Raw genomic sequence first — 15,976 nt, 5'->3', positions numbered from 1 at the left:
GGGATGGCATTGAGTAGGGAAATGTCCGGGCTCCGTCTATCAATCGTCGAGGGCTTGCACACGCACCCGTGCGGTGCCGCTGCGTAGCATGCCCAGTTGCTCGGCGGCAGCGCGGGATACATCGATCAGGCGGCCACGAGTGTAGGGGCCGCGGTCGTTGATGCGGACCACGACACTGTCGTTGTTTTTCAGGTTGGTGACTTTCACCCGTGTGCCGAACGGCAACTGGCGATGGGCGGCGGTCAGGCCATGCTGGTTGAAGCGCTCGCCGCTGGCGGTGCGCTTGCCATGGTGCCTGGCACCGTAATAAGAGGCGACGCCGGTCTGGTCATAGCCGTGTGGATCGACCGTCCCGCTCTGGCTGGCACAACCGGCCAGCAGGGACAGCAGGGCGCAGGCGGCGAGGAGACGCTTCATGTTGGGGTTTCCCACATCAATGTGGTTGTGGAATGCATTGTGGCGAGGGAGCTTGCTCCCGCTGGGGCGCGAAGCGGCCCCCATTTCCGCTGCCGGATTTAGGGGCTGCTGCGCAGCCCAGCGGGAGCAAGCTCCCTCGCCACAGGGGAATGAGCCAGATGCAGGTACTGGCTCCATGGCAATCAGCCCTCGAGCTTGCTTTTAAGCAGTTCGTTGACCTGTTGCGGGTTGGCCTTGCCCTTGGAGGCTTTCATGGCCTGGCCGACGAAGAAACCGAACATCTTGCCGCGCTTGGCTTCGTCTGCCGCACGGTATTGCTCGACTTGCTCGGCGTTGGCCGCGAGCATTTCATCGAGTACGGCGCTGATTGCACCGGTGTCGGTGACTTGCTTCAAGCCGCGCTTCTCGATGATCTCATCGGCGCTGCCTTCACCATTGGCCATGGCTTCGAAGACCATCTTGGCGATCTTGCCGGAAATGGTGTTGTCCTTGATCCGCAACAGCATGCCGCCCAGTTGCTCGGCCGATACCGGCGACTGGTCGATCTCCAGGCCCTGCTTGTTCAGCAGGCTGCCCAACTCGACCATCACCCAGTTGGCCGCCAGCTTGGCGTCGCCGCCGATGCTCACGACTTTTTCGAAGTAATCGGCCTGTTCGCGGCTGGTGGCCAGGACGTTGGCGTCATAGCTCGACAGCCCGAACTGCGCCTGGAAGCGCTCGCGTTTCTGGGGTGGCAGTTCCGGCAAGGTGGCACGCACGTCATTGAGGAACGAGTCCTCGATCACCACCGGCAGCAGGTCCGGGTCGGGGAAGTAACGATAGTCGTTGGCTTCCTCTTTACTGCGCATCGGACGGGTTTCGTCCTTGTTCGGGTCGTACAGGCGAGTCTGCTGGATGACCTTGCCGCCGTCCTCGATCAGTTCGATCTGGCGCTGGATCTCGCTGTTGATCGCTTTCTCGATGAAGCGGAACGAGTTGACGTTCTTGATCTCGCAGCGGGTGCCGAATTCAACCTGGCCCTTGGGCCGGATCGACACGTTGCAGTCGCAGCGCAGCGAGCCTTCGGCCATGTTGCCGTCGCAGATGCCCAGGTAACGCACCAGCGCGTGGATCGCCTTGACGTAGGCCACGGCTTCCTTGGCGCTGCGCATGTCCGGTTCGGAGACGATTTCCAGCAGCGGCGTGCCGGCACGGTTCAGGTCAATGCCAGTGGCGCCGTTGAATTCTTCGTGCAGGCTCTTGCCGGCGTCTTCTTCCAGGTGCGCCCGGGTGATGCCGACGCGCTTGACCGTGCCGTCTTCCAGGGCGATGTCCAGGTGGCCCTTGCCGACAATCGGCAATTCCATCTGGCTGATCTGGTAGCCCTTGGGCAGGTCCGGGTAGAAGTAGTTCTTGCGGGCGAACACGTTGTGCTGGCCGATTTCGGCGTCAATCGCCAGGCCGAACATCACCGCCATGCGCACCGCTTCGGCGTTGAGCACTGGCAGCACGCCGGGCATGCCCAGGTCGACCAGGCTGGCCTGGGTGTTGGGCTCGGAGCCGAACGTGGTGGAGCTACCGGAAAAGATTTTCGACCGGGTGGTGAGCTGGGTATGAATCTCCAGCCCGATCACGACTTCCCATTGCATGTGTTTCTCCTCAGAAGCCGGTTGGGGTGCGGGTGTGCCAGTCAGTGTTCAACTGATACTGGTGAGCCACATTGAGCAGGCGGCCTTCCTGGAAGTACGGTGCGAGCAACTGCACGCCCACCGGCAGGCCATCGACGAAACCGGCCGGCATGGACAGGCCCGGCAGGCCCGCGAGGTTGGCGGTGATGGTGTAGACGTCTTCCAGGTACTCAGCGACCGGGTCGCTGCTCTTGGCGCCGAGTTTCCAGGCCGGGTTCGGCGTGGTTGGGCCAAGGATGATGTCGACCTCGTTGAAGGCGGCCATGAAGTCGTTCTTCACCAGGCGACGGATTTTCTGCGCCTTGAGGTAGTAGGCATCGTAGTAGCCGGCGGACAGCGCGTAGGCACCGACCATGATCCGGCGCTGCACTTCGGCGCCGAAGCCTTCGCCACGGGAGCGCTTGTACAGGTCCATCAGGTTGTCCGGATTTTCGCAGCGATAGCCGAAGCGCACGCCGTCGAAACGCGACAGGTTCGAGGACGCTTCCGCCGGGGCGATCACGTAGTACGCCGGAATCGCGTGCTGCATGTTCGGCAGGCTGATTGGCTTGATCACCGCGCCGAGCTTCTCCAGCTCCTTGATGCTGTTGTGGGTCAGCTCGGCGATGCGCGGGTCCAGGCCGGCGCTGAAATATTCCTTCGGCACGCCGATGCGCAGGCCCTGCAACGAGCCGTTGAGGCTGGCGCTGTAGTCCGGCACCGGTTCATCGATGCTGGTGGAGTCGTTCGGATCGAAGCCAGCCATGCCTTGCAGCAGGATCGCGCAGTCTTCGGCGGTGCGCGCCAGCGGACCGCCCTGGTCGAGGCTGGAGGCGTAGGCGATCATGCCCCAGCGCGATACGCGGCCATAGGTCGGCTTGAGGCCCGTGAGGTTGGTAAACGCCGCCGGCTGGCGAATCGAACCGCCAGTGTCGGTGGCGGTGGCGGCCGGCAGCAGGCGCGCGGCCACGGCGGCGGCGGAACCACCGGACGAGCCACCCGGTACGTGTTCCAGGTTCCACGGGTTTTTCACTGCGCCGTAGTAGCTCGACTCGTTGGCCGAACCCATGGCGAATTCGTCCATGTTGGTCTTGCCGAGGGTTACGGCGCCGGCGGCGGCCAGTTTGGCGACCACGGTGGCATCGTACGGGGCCTTGAAGTTGTCGAGCATCTTCGAGCCGCAACTGGTGCGGATGCCCTGGGTGCAGAACAGATCCTTGTGGGCAATCGGTGCGCCGAGCAGGGCGCCGCTCTCACCGTTGGCGCGACGGGCGTCGGCGGCCTTGGCCTGGCTCAGGGCCAGTTCTTCGGTGAGGCTGATGAAGCTGTTGAGCTGCGGGTCGAGCTGGGCGATGCGCGCCAGCAGGGCCTGGGTCAGCTCTTCGGAAGAAAACTTTTTATCGGCGAGTCCGCGGGCGATCTCGGCCAGGGTCATGTGATGCATGAGAGGCTCTTTCCCTTTAGTCGATGACTTTCGGAACCAGGTACAGGCCGTTTTCGACCGCTGGTGCGATGGACTGGTAGGCCTCGCGGTGATTGGACTCGGTCACGACGTCGGCGCGCAGGCGCTGGCTGGCTTCCAGTGGGTGGGCCAGGGGTTCGATGCCGTCGGTGTTGACCGCCTGCATCTCGTCGACCAGCCCCAGAATGCTGTTCAGGGCAGAAGTAATGTGTGGAAGATCGGCTTCATCGAGGCCCAGACAGGCCAGGTGAGCGATTTTTTCCACGTCGGAGCGTTCAAGCGCCATGGGATTCTCCAGTGGAAAACAAAACGGACGCAATCTGTCCGTGTGTTAGATTGTCGGAACACTACCGCATTTCTACGGTCCAGTGCCCTGTATCACAAATACTGTTCCTTTTTGACGGCCTCTATTGTCGTCAACAAAGGAACGTATCTGTGAAACAGGGCATTGGCCGCGATTTCGGGGTTTGGTGCACAGAAAAGCGGCCAATTTAACATATTGGCGCCTTGCCCAAAATCCCTGTCGTTGTTAGAGTTTGCCGCACTTTTTTACCCACGCGTTGCCTAGGGTCCCTTTCCCATGTTCAAGAAACTGCGTGGCATGTTTTCCAGCGATCTTTCCATTGACCTGGGCACTGCCAACACCCTTATTTACGTGCGCGAGCGCGGTATCGTCCTGAATGAACCCTCGGTAGTGGCCATCCGCACCCATGGTAACCAGAAGAGTGTCGTGGCTGTCGGTACCGAAGCCAAGCGCATGCTGGGCCGTACTCCGGGCAACATTGCAGCCATTCGCCCCATGAAGGACGGCGTGATCGCCGACTTCAGCGTCTGCGAAAAGATGCTGCAGTACTTCATCAACAAAGTTCACGAAAACAGTTTCCTGCAGCCCAGCCCTCGCGTGCTGATCTGCGTGCCCTGCAAGTCCACCCAGGTGGAGCGTCGTGCCATCCGTGAGTCGGCCCTTGGCGCCGGTGCCCGTGAAGTGTTCCTGATCGAAGAACCGATGGCCGCTGCCATCGGTGCCGGCCTGCCGGTCGAAGAGGCCCGTGGTTCGATGGTCGTCGACATCGGTGGTGGTACCACTGAAATCGCCTTGATCTCCCTCAACGGTGTGGTCTACGCCGAGTCCGTACGTGTGGGCGGCGACCGTTTCGACGAAGCGATCATCACCTACGTGCGCCGCAACTACGGCAGCCTGATCGGCGAATCCACCGCCGAGCGCATCAAGCAGGAAATCGGCACGGCCTATCCGGGCGGTGAAGTGCGTGAAGTCGACGTTCGCGGCCGTAACCTGGCTGAAGGCGTTCCACGTGCCTTCACCCTCAACTCCAACGAAGTGCTCGAAGCGCTGCAAGAGTCGCTGGCGACCATCGTGCAGGCGGTCAAGAGTGCTCTGGAGCAGTCGCCGCCGGAACTGGCGTCGGACATCGCCGAGCGCGGCCTGGTGCTGACCGGTGGTGGCGCGCTGCTGCGTGACCTCGACAAGCTGCTGGCCCAGGAAACCGGCTTGCCGGTGATCGTTGCCGAAGACCCGCTGACTTGCGTTGCCCGCGGCGGTGGCCGTGCATTGGAAATGATGGACAAGCACACCATGGATCTGCTCTCCAGCGAATAAGTCCGCCTGGATGGTCTATGTTGTTCGCTCCCCGGGCAGCACTTTGCAGTGCTGCCCGTTGACGTTTATCTTCTGTCATTCGTATCCAGGCCGGTTTGATGCCGTATGAATAAAGAAAACATTTGCCTGGGAGGAGCGGCTTATTAAACCGCTTTTCGCCAAAGGCCCCTCATTGGGTGTGCGCCTGCTGGTGCTGACCGTGCTGTCGGTCGCGCTGATGGTGGTCGATGCCCGTTTCACGCTGCTCAAGCCAGTGCGCAGCCAGATGTCGCTGGTATTGATGGAATCCTACTGGATCACCGATTTGCCGCAGCGCTTGTGGCAGGGTGTGGCCAGCCAGTTTGGCAGCCGGACCGAGCTGGTGGCCGAAAACGAAAAACTCAAGACCGAGAACCTGCTGTTGCAGGGACGCATGCAGAAGCTGGCGGCCCTCACCGAGCAAAACGTGCGGCTGCGCGAGCTGCTCAATTCCTCGGCGCTGGTCAACGAGAAGGTCGAAGTGGCCGAGTTGATCGGCATGGACCCCAACCCCTTTACCCACCGCATCATCATCAACAAGGGTGAGCGCGACGGTGTTGTCCTCGGCCAGCCGGTACTCGATGCTCGCGGCCTGATGGGGCAGGTGGTGGAGTTGATGCCCTACACCTCTCGCGTGCTGTTGCTGACCGATACCACCCACAGCATTCCCGTGCAGGTCAACCGCAACGGCTTGCGGGCGATTGCCAGCGGCACCGGTAATCCGGAGCGCCTGGAGCTGCGGCACGTCGCAGACACCGCCGACATCAAGGAAGGCGACCTGCTGGTCAGTTCCGGTCTCGGTCAGCGATTCCCGGCCGGGTATCCGGTGGCGACGGTCAAGGAGGTCATACACGACTCAGGTCAGCCGTTCGCCATCGTGCGAGCGGTGCCAACGGCTGCGCTGAATCGCAGCCGATACCTGCTGCTGGTATTCAGCGACAACCGCACCCCGGAAGAGCGCGCCAACGACGCCGCCGTGGCCCAGGAGGCCGAGGACCGGCAGAACAGCGACTCGACCGCGACCCCGGTTACCCCGGCTACAGTCCCGGGCACAACACCGGCACCTGCCCCGGCTGCAACGACCCCGGCGCCAACGCCAGCGACTGCTCCGGCTGCTACGCCGGCCACCCAAGCGCCGGCGACTCAACCCGCAAGGCCCGCGGCCAAACCGCCTGTCTCCACGCCGGCCACCGCGCCAGCCACCAGGGGAGCACGAGAATAATGAGCAGTACACATTCCGGTAACGGCTGGATGGTCTGGCTGACGTTCGCCATCGGCCTGTTGCTCAGCGTTTCGCCGCTGCCACAATTCATGGAAATCCTGCGCCCGCTGTGGCTGGCGCTGCTGCTGGCATTCTGGGCGCTAGCGCTGCCGCACAAGGTCGGCATGGTCACCGCCTGGTGTCTGGGGCTGGCCGAAGACGTGCTTTATGGCACGTTGCTGGGGCAGAACGCGTTGATCCTGACGCTGATCACGTTCCTGGTGCTATCGCTGCAACAACGCCTGCGGATGTTCCCCATGTGGCAGCAGTGCCTGGTGATCCTGGTGATTTTCGGCCTGGCGCAGCTGGTGCAACTGTGGCTCAGCGCGCTGACCGGCAATCGCCAGCCGACCCTGGCGCTGGTGTTGCCGGCACTGGTCAGTGCCTTGCTCTGGCCGTGGGTCAGCTTCGGTTTGCGTGGCTTGCGCCTGCGTTTCAAAATCAACTGATTCGGTCAGGCATTGGCCCGCACCTTGAGAGGGAGATGTCTTGATGAAACCGCTTTACCTCGCCTCGGGCTCGCCGCGTCGGCGTGAGTTGCTCACGCAGATCGGTGTGCCATTCACCGCCGTCAGCGCAGACATCGACGAAACTCCCCTGGATGACGAAACCCCTTCGGCCTATGTCGAACGTCTGGCGCGCGGCAAGGCCGAGGCCGGGCGACGTGCTTTGCCCGCAGGCGTGGACGGCTGCGTGCTGGGTGCCGACACCGCCGTGGTGCTGGACGGGCGGATTCTGGGCAAGCCGCTGGATCAGGCCGACTCGATGGCGATGCTCTTGAGCCTGTCCGGTCGTGACCATGAGGTGCTGACCGCCATTGCGGTACTGGACGGGCAACGTTGTGAGTCCTGTGTAGTGCGCAGCCGGGTCAGCTTTCGCTCCATCACTGAGCAACAAGCGCTAGCCTATTGGAACAGCGGTGAGCCCCGGGACAAGGCCGGCGGCTATGGTATTCAGGGCTTGGGGGCGGTATTCGTCGCCGGGCTTGAAGGCAGCTATTCAGCCGTGGTCGGCCTGCCGCTGTGCGAAACCTCGGAGCTGTTGGGCCATTTCGGCATACCCTGTTGGCAAACCCTGAGCGCGCGCTGAGCGCCGTCTGACTTGATGCGGCCATTATCGTGAACACGCCTGAACGAGACCCTGCCATGAGTGAAGAGATCCTGATCAACATCACGCCGATGGAATCGCGCGTGGCGGTGGTTGAAAACGGTGTTCTGCAAGAAGTTCACGTCGAGCGCACGCAAAAACGTGGGATCGTCGGCAATATCTATAAAGGCAAGGTGGTGCGGGTGTTGCCGGGCATGCAGGCGGCGTTCGTCGATATTGGCCTGGATCGCGCGGCATTCATTCATGCCTCGGAAATATCCATGCGTGAAGGCCCGGCCGTGGAGAGCATCAGTGCCCTGGTTCATGAAGGCCAGAGCCTGGTGGTCCAGGTCACCAAGGACCCCATCGGTTCCAAGGGCGCGCGCTTGACCACGCAGCTGTCGATTCCGTCGCGCTACCTGGTGTACATGCCGCGTACCGCTCACGTCGGCATTTCCCTGAAGATCGAAGATGAAGCCGAGCGCGAGCGCCTCAAGCAGGTGGTCAGCGATTGCGTGGAGAAAGAGGGCATCAAGGAAGCTGGAGGTTTCATCCTGCGCACCGCCGCCGAAGGGGCTGGGGCCGATGAAATTCTCATGGACATCCGCTATTTGCGCCGGCTCTGGGACCAGATCGCCGATCAGATCAAGACCATCGCCACCCCCAGCGTGATCTACGAAGACCTCGGTCTGGCATTGCGGACCCTGCGGGACCTGGTCAGCCCCAAGATTGAGAAAATCCGCATCGATTCCCGGGAAACCTTCCAGAAAACCACCCAGTTTGTGGCGGAGCTGATGCCGGAAATCGCTGATCGTCTCGAGCATTACCCCGGCGAGCGGCCGATTTTCGACCTGTACGGCGTCGAAGACGAAATCCAGAAGGCCCTGGAGCGTAAGGTGCCGCTCAAGTCCGGCGGCTACCTGGTGGTGGACCCGGCCGAGGCCATGAGCACCATTGACGTCAACACTGGGGCGTTCGTCGGCCATCGCAACCTCGAAGAAACCATCTTCAAGACCAACCTGGAAGCGGCCACCGCCATCGCTCGTCAGCTGCGCCTGCGCAACCTGGGCGGAATCATCATCATCGACTTCATCGACATGGAGCATGAAGAGCACCAGCGCCAGGTCCTGCGGACCCTGGAGAAACAACTCGAGCGCGACCACGCCAAGACCAACATCATCGGGATCACCGAGCTGGGCCTGGTGCAGATGACCCGCAAGCGCACTCGCGAGAGCCTTGAGCAGGTGCTGTGCGAACCGTGCAGCAGTTGCCAGGGCCGGGGCAAGCTCAAGACCCCGGAAACCGTGTGTTACGAAATCTTCCGGGAAATCCTCCGGGAGGCACGCGCTTACCAGGCCACAGGTTATAGAGTGTTGGCGAACCAGAAAGTGGTGGATCGCCTGCTCGATGAAGAGTCAGGGAACGTTGCGGAACTGGAGGCCTTTATCGGTCGCACGATTCGCTTTCAGGTGGAAACCATGTATTCCCAGGAACAATACGACGTGGTGCTGCTCTGAAGTGGCTTCATGAGCGGCAGCCCCGCGGATTTGAATACTTTTGCCAGGGGAGCCCGCTGACATGGAGCGTCTGACACGCATTTTGGCCGCGCTGACCCGTTGGGGCCTGGGCCTGTGCGCGCTGCTGTTGGTGCTGGTGGCACTGTATGTCAGCCTCGGGCGAGAACTGGCTCCGCTGGTGGCCGAATACCGCGCCGAGGTCCAGACCCGCGCCAGCGAAGCGTTGGGCATCCCCGTGCATATCGGCAGCCTGGACGGTAGCTGGAGTGCCCTGGCCCCCATCCTGCTGGCCCACGACGTGATGGTCGGCGAGGGCGCCAATGCCTTGCATCTGGATCAGGTGCGGGCCGTGCCGGACTTGTGGGGCAGCCTGGTGGCGCGTCAGGTGCGCATTGCTCACCTGGAACTCAGCGGCCTGAAGATCAGCCTCAAGGAAGGCGCCGACGGCAAGTGGGCCCTGGAGGGGCTGCCAGTGCAGGATGATCAGCCCCTGGATCCCCAGCAACTGCTCGAACGCATGCAGATGATCTCGAAGCTGTCGGTGCTCGACAGCCAGGTGACCTTGCAGCCGCTGGAACAACCGCCGTTGACCCTGACCTATGTTGGCCTGAGCCTGCGCACTGGTGTTGCCCGTCAGCGTCTGGATGCCCGACTGACCCTGCCTGACGGCCAACCCGTCGCGATCAACCTGCGCACCCGTATCCGTGCCAGCGACTGGAAGAACGGCCAGGCTGATGTCTACCTGAGTCTGCCGCAAAGCGATTGGTCCAAATGGCTGCCGGAACGCCTGACCCGACAATGGCATTTTTCCCGGATCAAGGCTGGCGCAGAGTTCTGGCTGAGCTGGGGCGCGGGCACCGTGCAAAGCGCGGCCATTCGACTGAACGCGCCGGACATTCAGGGCGCCTATGCCGAGCGCAAGCCGGTGCAGATCCATAACCTGGCGCTCAACGGGTATTTCCAGCGCAGCGACCAGGGATTCAGCGCAACCTTCGATTCCCTGGCAATGAGCCTGGGCGAAACCCGTTGGGAATCGCGCCTGCAGTTGCAACAGACCAACGCCACCGAAAAAACCGAAGAACTCTGGCACGTGCAGGCTGATCGCCTCGACCTCACGCCGCTGACGCCGTTGCTCCATGCCCTGGCGCCGTTGCCCGAAGGCGTTGCCACGGCAATCGACCGGCTCAAGTTCACGGGCGGCCTGCGCAACGTGCTGGTGGACTACCGCCCGCAGAACAGCGGTGATCAGAAAGTCAGCTTCGCCACCAACCTGGACACCGTAGGTTTTGATGCCTATCGCGGTGCCCCGGCGGCGCGCAACGTGTCCGGGAGCCTGAGCGGCGACCTGGGCGGCGGTGAGCTGCGCATGGACAGCAAAGATTTTTCCCTGCACCTGGACCCGATCTTCGCCAAACCTTGGCAATACTTGCAGGCTAACGCCCGGCTTACCTGGAAACTGGACAAGCAGGGTTTCACGCTGATTGCGCCGTACCTGAAGGTACTGGGGGAGGAGGGCCGGATTGCCGGTGACTTCCTGATTCGCCTGCATTTCGACCATAGCCAGGAAGACTACATGGACCTGCGGGTCGGCCTGGTGGATGGCGACGGTCGCTATACCGCCAAGTATCTGCCTGCTGTCCTGAGCCCTGCGCTGGATGAGTGGCTGCGCACGGCAATCGTCAAGGGCGCGGTGGATCAGGGTTTTTTCCAGTATCAAGGTTCGCTGAACCACGGTGCCGAAGACGCGGCTCGCAGCATCAGCCTGTTTTTCAAGGTGCATGATGCCGAGCTGGCCTTCCAGCCGGGTTGGCCTTCGGTGAGCAAGGTCAGCGGTGATGTTTTCGTCGAAGACAGCGGCGTGCGTATCTTTGCCAGCCAGGGGCAGTTGCTGGACACCCAGGTCAGGAATGTTTCGGTGAACATCCCCCATGTGCCCAGCGGCCAGAATTCCCATCTGCTGTTGGACGGCGAGTTCGCCGGAGGCTTGGGTGACGGCTTGAAGATCCTGCAGACGGCGCCGATCGGTACGGCGCAGACGTTCGCCGGCTGGGAAGGCGAGGGCGACCTGCTGGGCAGTGTGAAGCTGGATATTCCTTTGGCGAAAGGCGAGCAACCGAAGATTCTGGTGGACTTCAAGACCGACAAGGCCCGGCTCAAGCTCAGCGAGCCGGTGCTGGAGCTGACGCAGCTCAAGGGCGATTTCCGCTTCGACAGCAACAAAGGACTGAGCGGCAAGAATATCGCGGCCCGAGCGTTCGACCGGCCCGTGACCGCGCAGATTTTTGCCGAAGGCCGTGCCGGTGAACTGACTACGCGGGTGGCCGCCTCCGGACAGGTGGAGGTCAAGAAACTCACTGACTGGCTGAAGGTTACACAACCATTGCCGGTGACTGGCGTGGTGCCGTATCAGTTGCAGGTGATCCTCGACGGTGCCGACAGCCAACTGTCGGTCAGTTCCAGTCTCAAGGGCGTGGCCGTGGATCTGCCCGCGCCCTTCGGGTTGGCGCCCGATGCCGGGCGTGACACGGTGTTTCGCATGACCTTGCAAGGCGCGGAGCGCCGTTACTGGGTGGATTATGGCGACCTGGCCAGCTTCACCTACGCGGCGCCGAACGGACAGGTTGCAGACGGTCGCGGTGAACTCTTGCTCGGTAACGGTGATGCGATTCTGCCGGGAGGCAAGGGCCTGCGCCTGCGCGGGACGCTGTCGCAGCTGGATGTGAGTCCGTGGCAGGAGCTGGTGGGCAAGTATGCGGGGCAGGATCCGGGCGGTAGCGCCAAACAACTGCTTAGCAGCGTCGATCTGAACATCGGCAAGCTCACCGCCATGGGCACGACCCTGGACCGGGCTTCGGTGCAACTGGACCGCAAGCCTGACGCCTGGGCTTTGCGACTTGCCAGCGAGCAGGCCAAGGGCACCGCCAGTCTGCCGGACGCGAAGGCCGCACCGATCGGTATCAAGCTTGACTACATTCGCCTGCCGGCCGCCGACCCGACGGTCCAGACCGACGAAAACGCGCCGGACCCGCTGGCTTCGGTCGATCCTCGCAACATTCCGGCCATGGATATTGTCATTGACCAGTTGTTCCAGGGGCCCGACCTCATTGGTGCCTGGTCGTTGAAGGTGCGTCCGACAGGCAAGGGCATTGCCTTGAACAACCTGGATATGGGCCTCAAGGGCATGGTCTTGAGCGGCAATGGTGGCTGGGAAGGCGTCCCCGGCTCCACCAGCAGTTGGTACAAAGGCCGCATCGGTGGCAAGAATCTGGCCGATGTGCTCAAGGGCTGGGGCTATGCGCCGAGCGTGACCAGCGAGAAATTCCGCCTGGACGTCGATGGTCGCTGGCCTGGCTCGCCAGCGTGGGTCGCCACGAAGCGCTTCTCCGGGAGTCTGGATGCGTCGCTGAGCAAGGGCCAGTTCGTCGAGTTGGAAGGCGGCGCCCAGGCGCTGCGGGTATTTGGCTTGCTGAACTTCAACTCCATCGGCCGCCGATTGCGCCTGGACTTCTCTGACCTGTTTGGCAAAGGCTTGAGCTACGATCGGGTCAAGGGGCTGCTGGTGGCGAGCAACGGTGTCTACGTGACCCGTGAACCCATCACCCTGACGGGACCGTCGAGCAACCTGGAGCTCAATGGCACACTGGACATGGTGGCCGATCGGGTCGACGCCAAGTTGCAGGTGACGCTGCCGGTGACCAACAACCTGCCGATTGCAGCGCTGATTGTCGGCGCGCCAGCGGTGGGTGGGGCGCTGTTTCTGATCGACAAACTGATTGGCGACCGTGTGGCGCGCTTTGCCAGCGTAAGATACGACGTCAAGGGGCCGTGGAAAGAGCCGAAGATTACCTTCGACAAGCCGTTCTGACAGGCAATGACATCCCCTTGTGGGAGCGAGCCTGTGGGAGCAAAGCTTGCTCGCGATTGCGGTGTATCAGCCAGCCTATATGTTGGATGTACCTGCCTCATCGCGAGCAAGCTTTGCTCCCACAGCCGCCTCGGGCGAGGATAAAAAAGAGGGAAGCACCATGCCAGTGGCAGTGATTCAGATGGTCAGTCAAAGCGATGTGCTCGCCAATCTGGCCCGCGCTCGTGTGCTGCTGGAACAGGCTGCCGCTGGCGGCGCAAGGCTGGCGGTGCTGCCTGAAAACTTCGCGGCCATGGGCCGGCGGGATGTGGCGGACATCGGTCGTGCCGAGGCCTTTGGTCAGGGACCGATCCTGCCCTGGTTGAAACAGACCGCCCGTGACCTCAAGTTATGGATTGTGGCCGGCACGTTGCCGTTGCCGCCGATGGACCAACCGGACGCCAGGGTGCATGCCTGTTCGTTGCTGATCGACGATCAGGGCCAGATTGTCGCGCGCTACGACAAGCTGCACCTGTTCGATGTGGACGTGGCAGACAATCGCGGTCGTTATCGCGAGTCTGATGACTATGCTTATGGCTACAACGTGGTAGTGGCCGATACACCTGTAGGACGGGTTGGTCTGACGGTTTGTTATGACTTGCGTTTCCCGGAACTCTATAGCGAGCTGCGCGCCGCCGGGGCTGAATTGATCACCGCGCCTTCGGCGTTTACCGCAGTGACTGGCGCTGCCCATTGGGAGGTGTTGATTCGCGCCCGGGCTATCGAGACCCAGTGTTATGTGCTGGCAGCCGCTCAGGGTGGGCTGCATCCAGGGCCACGGGAAACCTTTGGCCATGCAGCGATAGTCGATCCGTGGGGCCGTGTGCTGGCGCAACAGGATCAAGGCGAGGCCGTTTTGCTGGCCGAGCGCGACAGCAGCGAACAGGCGTCCATCCGGGCGCGTATGCCGGTGGCTAGCCATCGGCGCTTTTTCTCGCAGGGCGCTCGACAGCGGCCTGTCCAAGACGACGAATTCAAGGCGTAGAACATATGAGCGGGTTGTTATCCTCAGTCAGTGAACACCTTTTAGCCCCCGGTGGCGTCACCCTCGAAAGCCTGCAAGGGGTGCTGGGCGACCTGGCCGGCCCGGGCATCGATGCAGCCGACCTGTATTTCCAAGGGATGATCTCCGAGTCCTGGTCGCTGGAAGACGGTATCGTCAAGGAGGGCAGTTTCAACCTTGACCAGGGCGTGGGTGTGCGTGCCCAGTCCGGGGAAAAAACCGGCTTTGCCTACAGTAACGCCATCACCCTTGAAGCACTGGGCGCCGCAGCCCGTGCCGCTCGTTCGATTTCCCGGGCCGGGCAGAACGGCAAGGTACAGGCCTTCAGCAGCCAGGACGTGACGCAGTTGTATGCGCCGGACAACCCGCTGGAAGTCATGAGCCGCGCCGAAAAGGTCGAGCTGCTCAAGCGCATCGACGTCGCCACTCGCGCCCTTGATCCACGCATCCAGCAAGTATCGGTGAGCATGGCCGGGGTCTGGGAGCGAATCCTGGTGGCGTCCACCGACGGCGGTCTGGCGGCGGACGTCCGGCCGCTGGTGCGTTTCAATGTCAGTGTGATCGTCGAGCAGAACGGTCGTCGCGAGCGCGGCGGCCATGGTGGCGGCGGACGCACCGATTACCGTTATTTCCTCAGCGAAGATCGCGCCATGGGTTACGCCCGCGAAGCGCTGCGCCAGGCCCTGGTCAACCTTGAAGCGATCCCGGCGCCGGCCGGCACATTGCCGGTGGTGCTGGGTTCTGGCTGGTCCGGTGTGCTGCTGCACGAAGCGGTGGGGCACGGTCTGGAAGGCGACTTCAACCGTAAAGGCAGTTCGGCCTACAGCGGCCGCATGGGCGAAATGGTCGCTTCGAAACTCTGCACCATCGTCGATGATGGCACCCTGGCCGGACGTCGCGGCTCCCTGAGTGTCGACGATGAAGGCACCCCGACCGAATGCACCACCCTGATCGAGAACGGCGTGCTCAAGGGCTATATGCAAGACAAGCTCAACGCCCGCCTGATGGGCGTGGCCCGTACCGGCAATGGTCGCCGCGAGTCTTACGCGCATCTGCCGATGCCGCGCATGACCAACACCTACATGCTGGGCGGTCAGAGCGATCCGGCGGAAATCATCGCTTCGGTGAAAAAGGGTATTTACTGCGCCAACCTCGGCGGCGGCCAGGTGGATATCACCAGCGGCAAATTCGTGTTTTCCACCAGTGAGGCTTACCTGATCGAAGACGGCAAGATCACTGCGCCGGTCAAGGGCGCGACCCTGATCGGCAACGGGCCGGAGGCGATGAGCAAGGTGTCGATGGTCGGTAACGATCTGGCGCTGGACAGCGGCGTGGGGACGTGCGGCAAGGATGGGCAGTCAGTACCGGTGGGTGTCGGTCAGCCGACCCTGAAGATTGATGCGATTACCGTGGGTGGCACGGGCGCATGACGGGAGCGCTGGGTGGAGTGCGAGGCCTCCACCCACGGTCGTTACTCAGCGCAGGCCGCGTTGAGTTTCGTCCAGCTCACGAATGTATTTGAAGATTTTACGGCTCGAGGCCGGTGGCTTGTTTTGCGCCAACTCGTGCTGGGCCTGACGGATCAGGGAGCGCAGTTGCTGACGGTCAGCCTCCGGGTAGTCGATGACGAATTTTTCCAGTACGCCGTCATCGCCTGCGATCAGGCGATCGCGCCAGCGCTCCAGGTTATGGAAGCGTTCGTTGTACTGCCGGGTAGAGGCATCGAGTTGATCGAGCAGAACCAGGATGGCGTCAGTGTCCTGGTCGCGCATCAGTTTGCCGATGAATTGCAGGTGCCGTTTACGCGCGATATTCGCGGTGTGCTTGGGCGCATCGGCCAGGGCTCGGCGCAAGGCGTCGGTCAGAGGCAGTTTGGCCAGCAAGTCAGGCTTGAGTGTTGTCAGGCGCTCGCCGAGGTCAACCAGAGCATGCAGCTCGCGTTTGACCTGGGATTTGCTTTTTTCACCCTCGTAGAGGGAGTCGTCGTAAGAATCAACCATGGTGGCAGTCCGCAAAGAAACGCCGCCATGATAACCAGTCGGGG

Annotated in this window: 13 protein-coding genes; 8 read left to right on the top strand and 5 right to left on the bottom strand. The window is 62.2% G+C overall.

All coding sequences use genetic code 11. The annotated features are described in order from the left end of the window. Window positions 1-39 precede the first annotated feature (39 nt). The 4 genes from GKKCFE_RS21610 to gatC form a co-directional block, all read right to left on the bottom strand. Entirely contained in the window at window positions 40-417 is a 378-nt protein-coding gene (locus GKKCFE_RS21610; RefSeq protein WP_076383559.1) for a septal ring lytic transglycosylase RlpA family protein, read from the bottom strand. A 182-nt stretch (window positions 418-599) separates the two neighbouring features. Further along, window positions 600-2,045: an Asp-tRNA(Asn)/Glu-tRNA(Gln) amidotransferase subunit GatB gene (gene gatB / locus GKKCFE_RS21605; protein ID WP_047228683.1), complete on the bottom strand. Its 1,446-nt coding sequence runs from the start codon at window positions 2,043-2,045 to the stop codon at window positions 600-602. 10 nt (window positions 2,046-2,055) lie between these two features. After that, window positions 2,056-3,507, bottom strand: a complete 1,452-nt coding sequence (gene gatA, locus GKKCFE_RS21600; protein ID WP_107321878.1) for an Asp-tRNA(Asn)/Glu-tRNA(Gln) amidotransferase subunit GatA — start codon at window positions 3,505-3,507, stop codon at window positions 2,056-2,058. Between the two features lie 16 nt (window positions 3,508-3,523). Beyond that, the gene (gene gatC / locus GKKCFE_RS21595) at window positions 3,524-3,811 is read right to left on the bottom strand and encodes an Asp-tRNA(Asn)/Glu-tRNA(Gln) amidotransferase subunit GatC (protein WP_047228681.1); all 288 of its coding nucleotides are present in this window, start codon (window positions 3,809-3,811) and stop codon (window positions 3,524-3,526) included. A gap of 294 nt (window positions 3,812-4,105) precedes the next feature. On the opposite strand from gatC, the gene mreB reads away from it, so the two are divergent. The 8 genes from mreB (at window position 4,106) to tldD (ending at window position 15,362) form a co-directional block, all read left to right on the top strand. Then, window positions 4,106-5,143 (top strand): rod shape-determining protein MreB, encoded by a 1,038-nt coding sequence (gene mreB / locus GKKCFE_RS21590; protein WP_002555108.1) that lies wholly within the window; start codon window positions 4,106-4,108, stop codon window positions 5,141-5,143. A gap of 172 nt (window positions 5,144-5,315) precedes the next feature. Then, window positions 5,316-6,383 carry a rod shape-determining protein MreC gene (gene mreC / locus GKKCFE_RS21585; protein ID WP_445577066.1) on the top strand — a complete coding sequence of 356 codons (1,068 nt, stop codon included), beginning with the start codon at window positions 5,316-5,318 and terminating at the stop codon, window positions 6,381-6,383. Beyond that, window positions 6,383-6,871, top strand: coding sequence for a rod shape-determining protein MreD (gene mreD / locus GKKCFE_RS21580; RefSeq protein WP_047228679.1), 489 nt, complete (start codon window positions 6,383-6,385; stop codon window positions 6,869-6,871). The genes mreC and mreD overlap by 1 nt, the downstream gene beginning before the upstream one ends. A 43-nt stretch (window positions 6,872-6,914) precedes the next feature. Next, window positions 6,915-7,511, top strand: a complete 597-nt coding sequence (locus GKKCFE_RS21575; RefSeq protein WP_188250976.1) for a Maf family protein — start codon at window positions 6,915-6,917, stop codon at window positions 7,509-7,511. Between the two features lie 56 nt (window positions 7,512-7,567). Beyond that, window positions 7,568-9,025, top strand: coding sequence for a ribonuclease G (rng, locus tag GKKCFE_RS21570; RefSeq protein WP_047228677.1), 1,458 nt, complete (start codon window positions 7,568-7,570; stop codon window positions 9,023-9,025). 61 nt (window positions 9,026-9,086) lie between these two features. Continuing rightward, window positions 9,087-12,890 carry a YhdP family protein gene (locus GKKCFE_RS21565; RefSeq protein ID WP_445577065.1) on the top strand — a complete coding sequence of 1,268 codons (3,804 nt, stop codon included), beginning with the start codon at window positions 9,087-9,089 and terminating at the stop codon, window positions 12,888-12,890. A gap of 160 nt (window positions 12,891-13,050) precedes the next feature. Further along, on the top strand, window positions 13,051-13,914 hold the full coding sequence (locus GKKCFE_RS21560) for a carbon-nitrogen hydrolase family protein (RefSeq protein ID WP_417693193.1): 864 nt from the start codon (window positions 13,051-13,053) through the stop codon (window positions 13,912-13,914). Window positions 13,915-13,919: 5 nt separating this feature from the next. Further along, a complete protein-coding gene (gene tldD / locus GKKCFE_RS21555; protein ID WP_047228674.1) occupies window positions 13,920-15,362 on the top strand; it encodes a metalloprotease TldD in 1,443 nt (480 codons plus the stop codon). Window positions 15,363-15,407: 45 nt separating this feature from the next. Here tldD and yjgA read toward each other — a convergent pair whose 3' ends face one another. Next, a complete protein-coding gene (gene yjgA, locus GKKCFE_RS21550; protein ID WP_003197830.1) occupies window positions 15,408-15,932 on the bottom strand; it encodes a ribosome biogenesis factor YjgA in 525 nt (174 codons plus the stop codon). Between the last annotated feature and the right edge of the window lie 44 nt (window positions 15,933-15,976).

This window comes from Pseudomonas sp. E141, assembly GCF_052659885.1.
The sequence above is the reverse complement of the archived record's forward strand: the minus strand, read 5'-3'. Positions and strand labels throughout refer to the sequence as shown.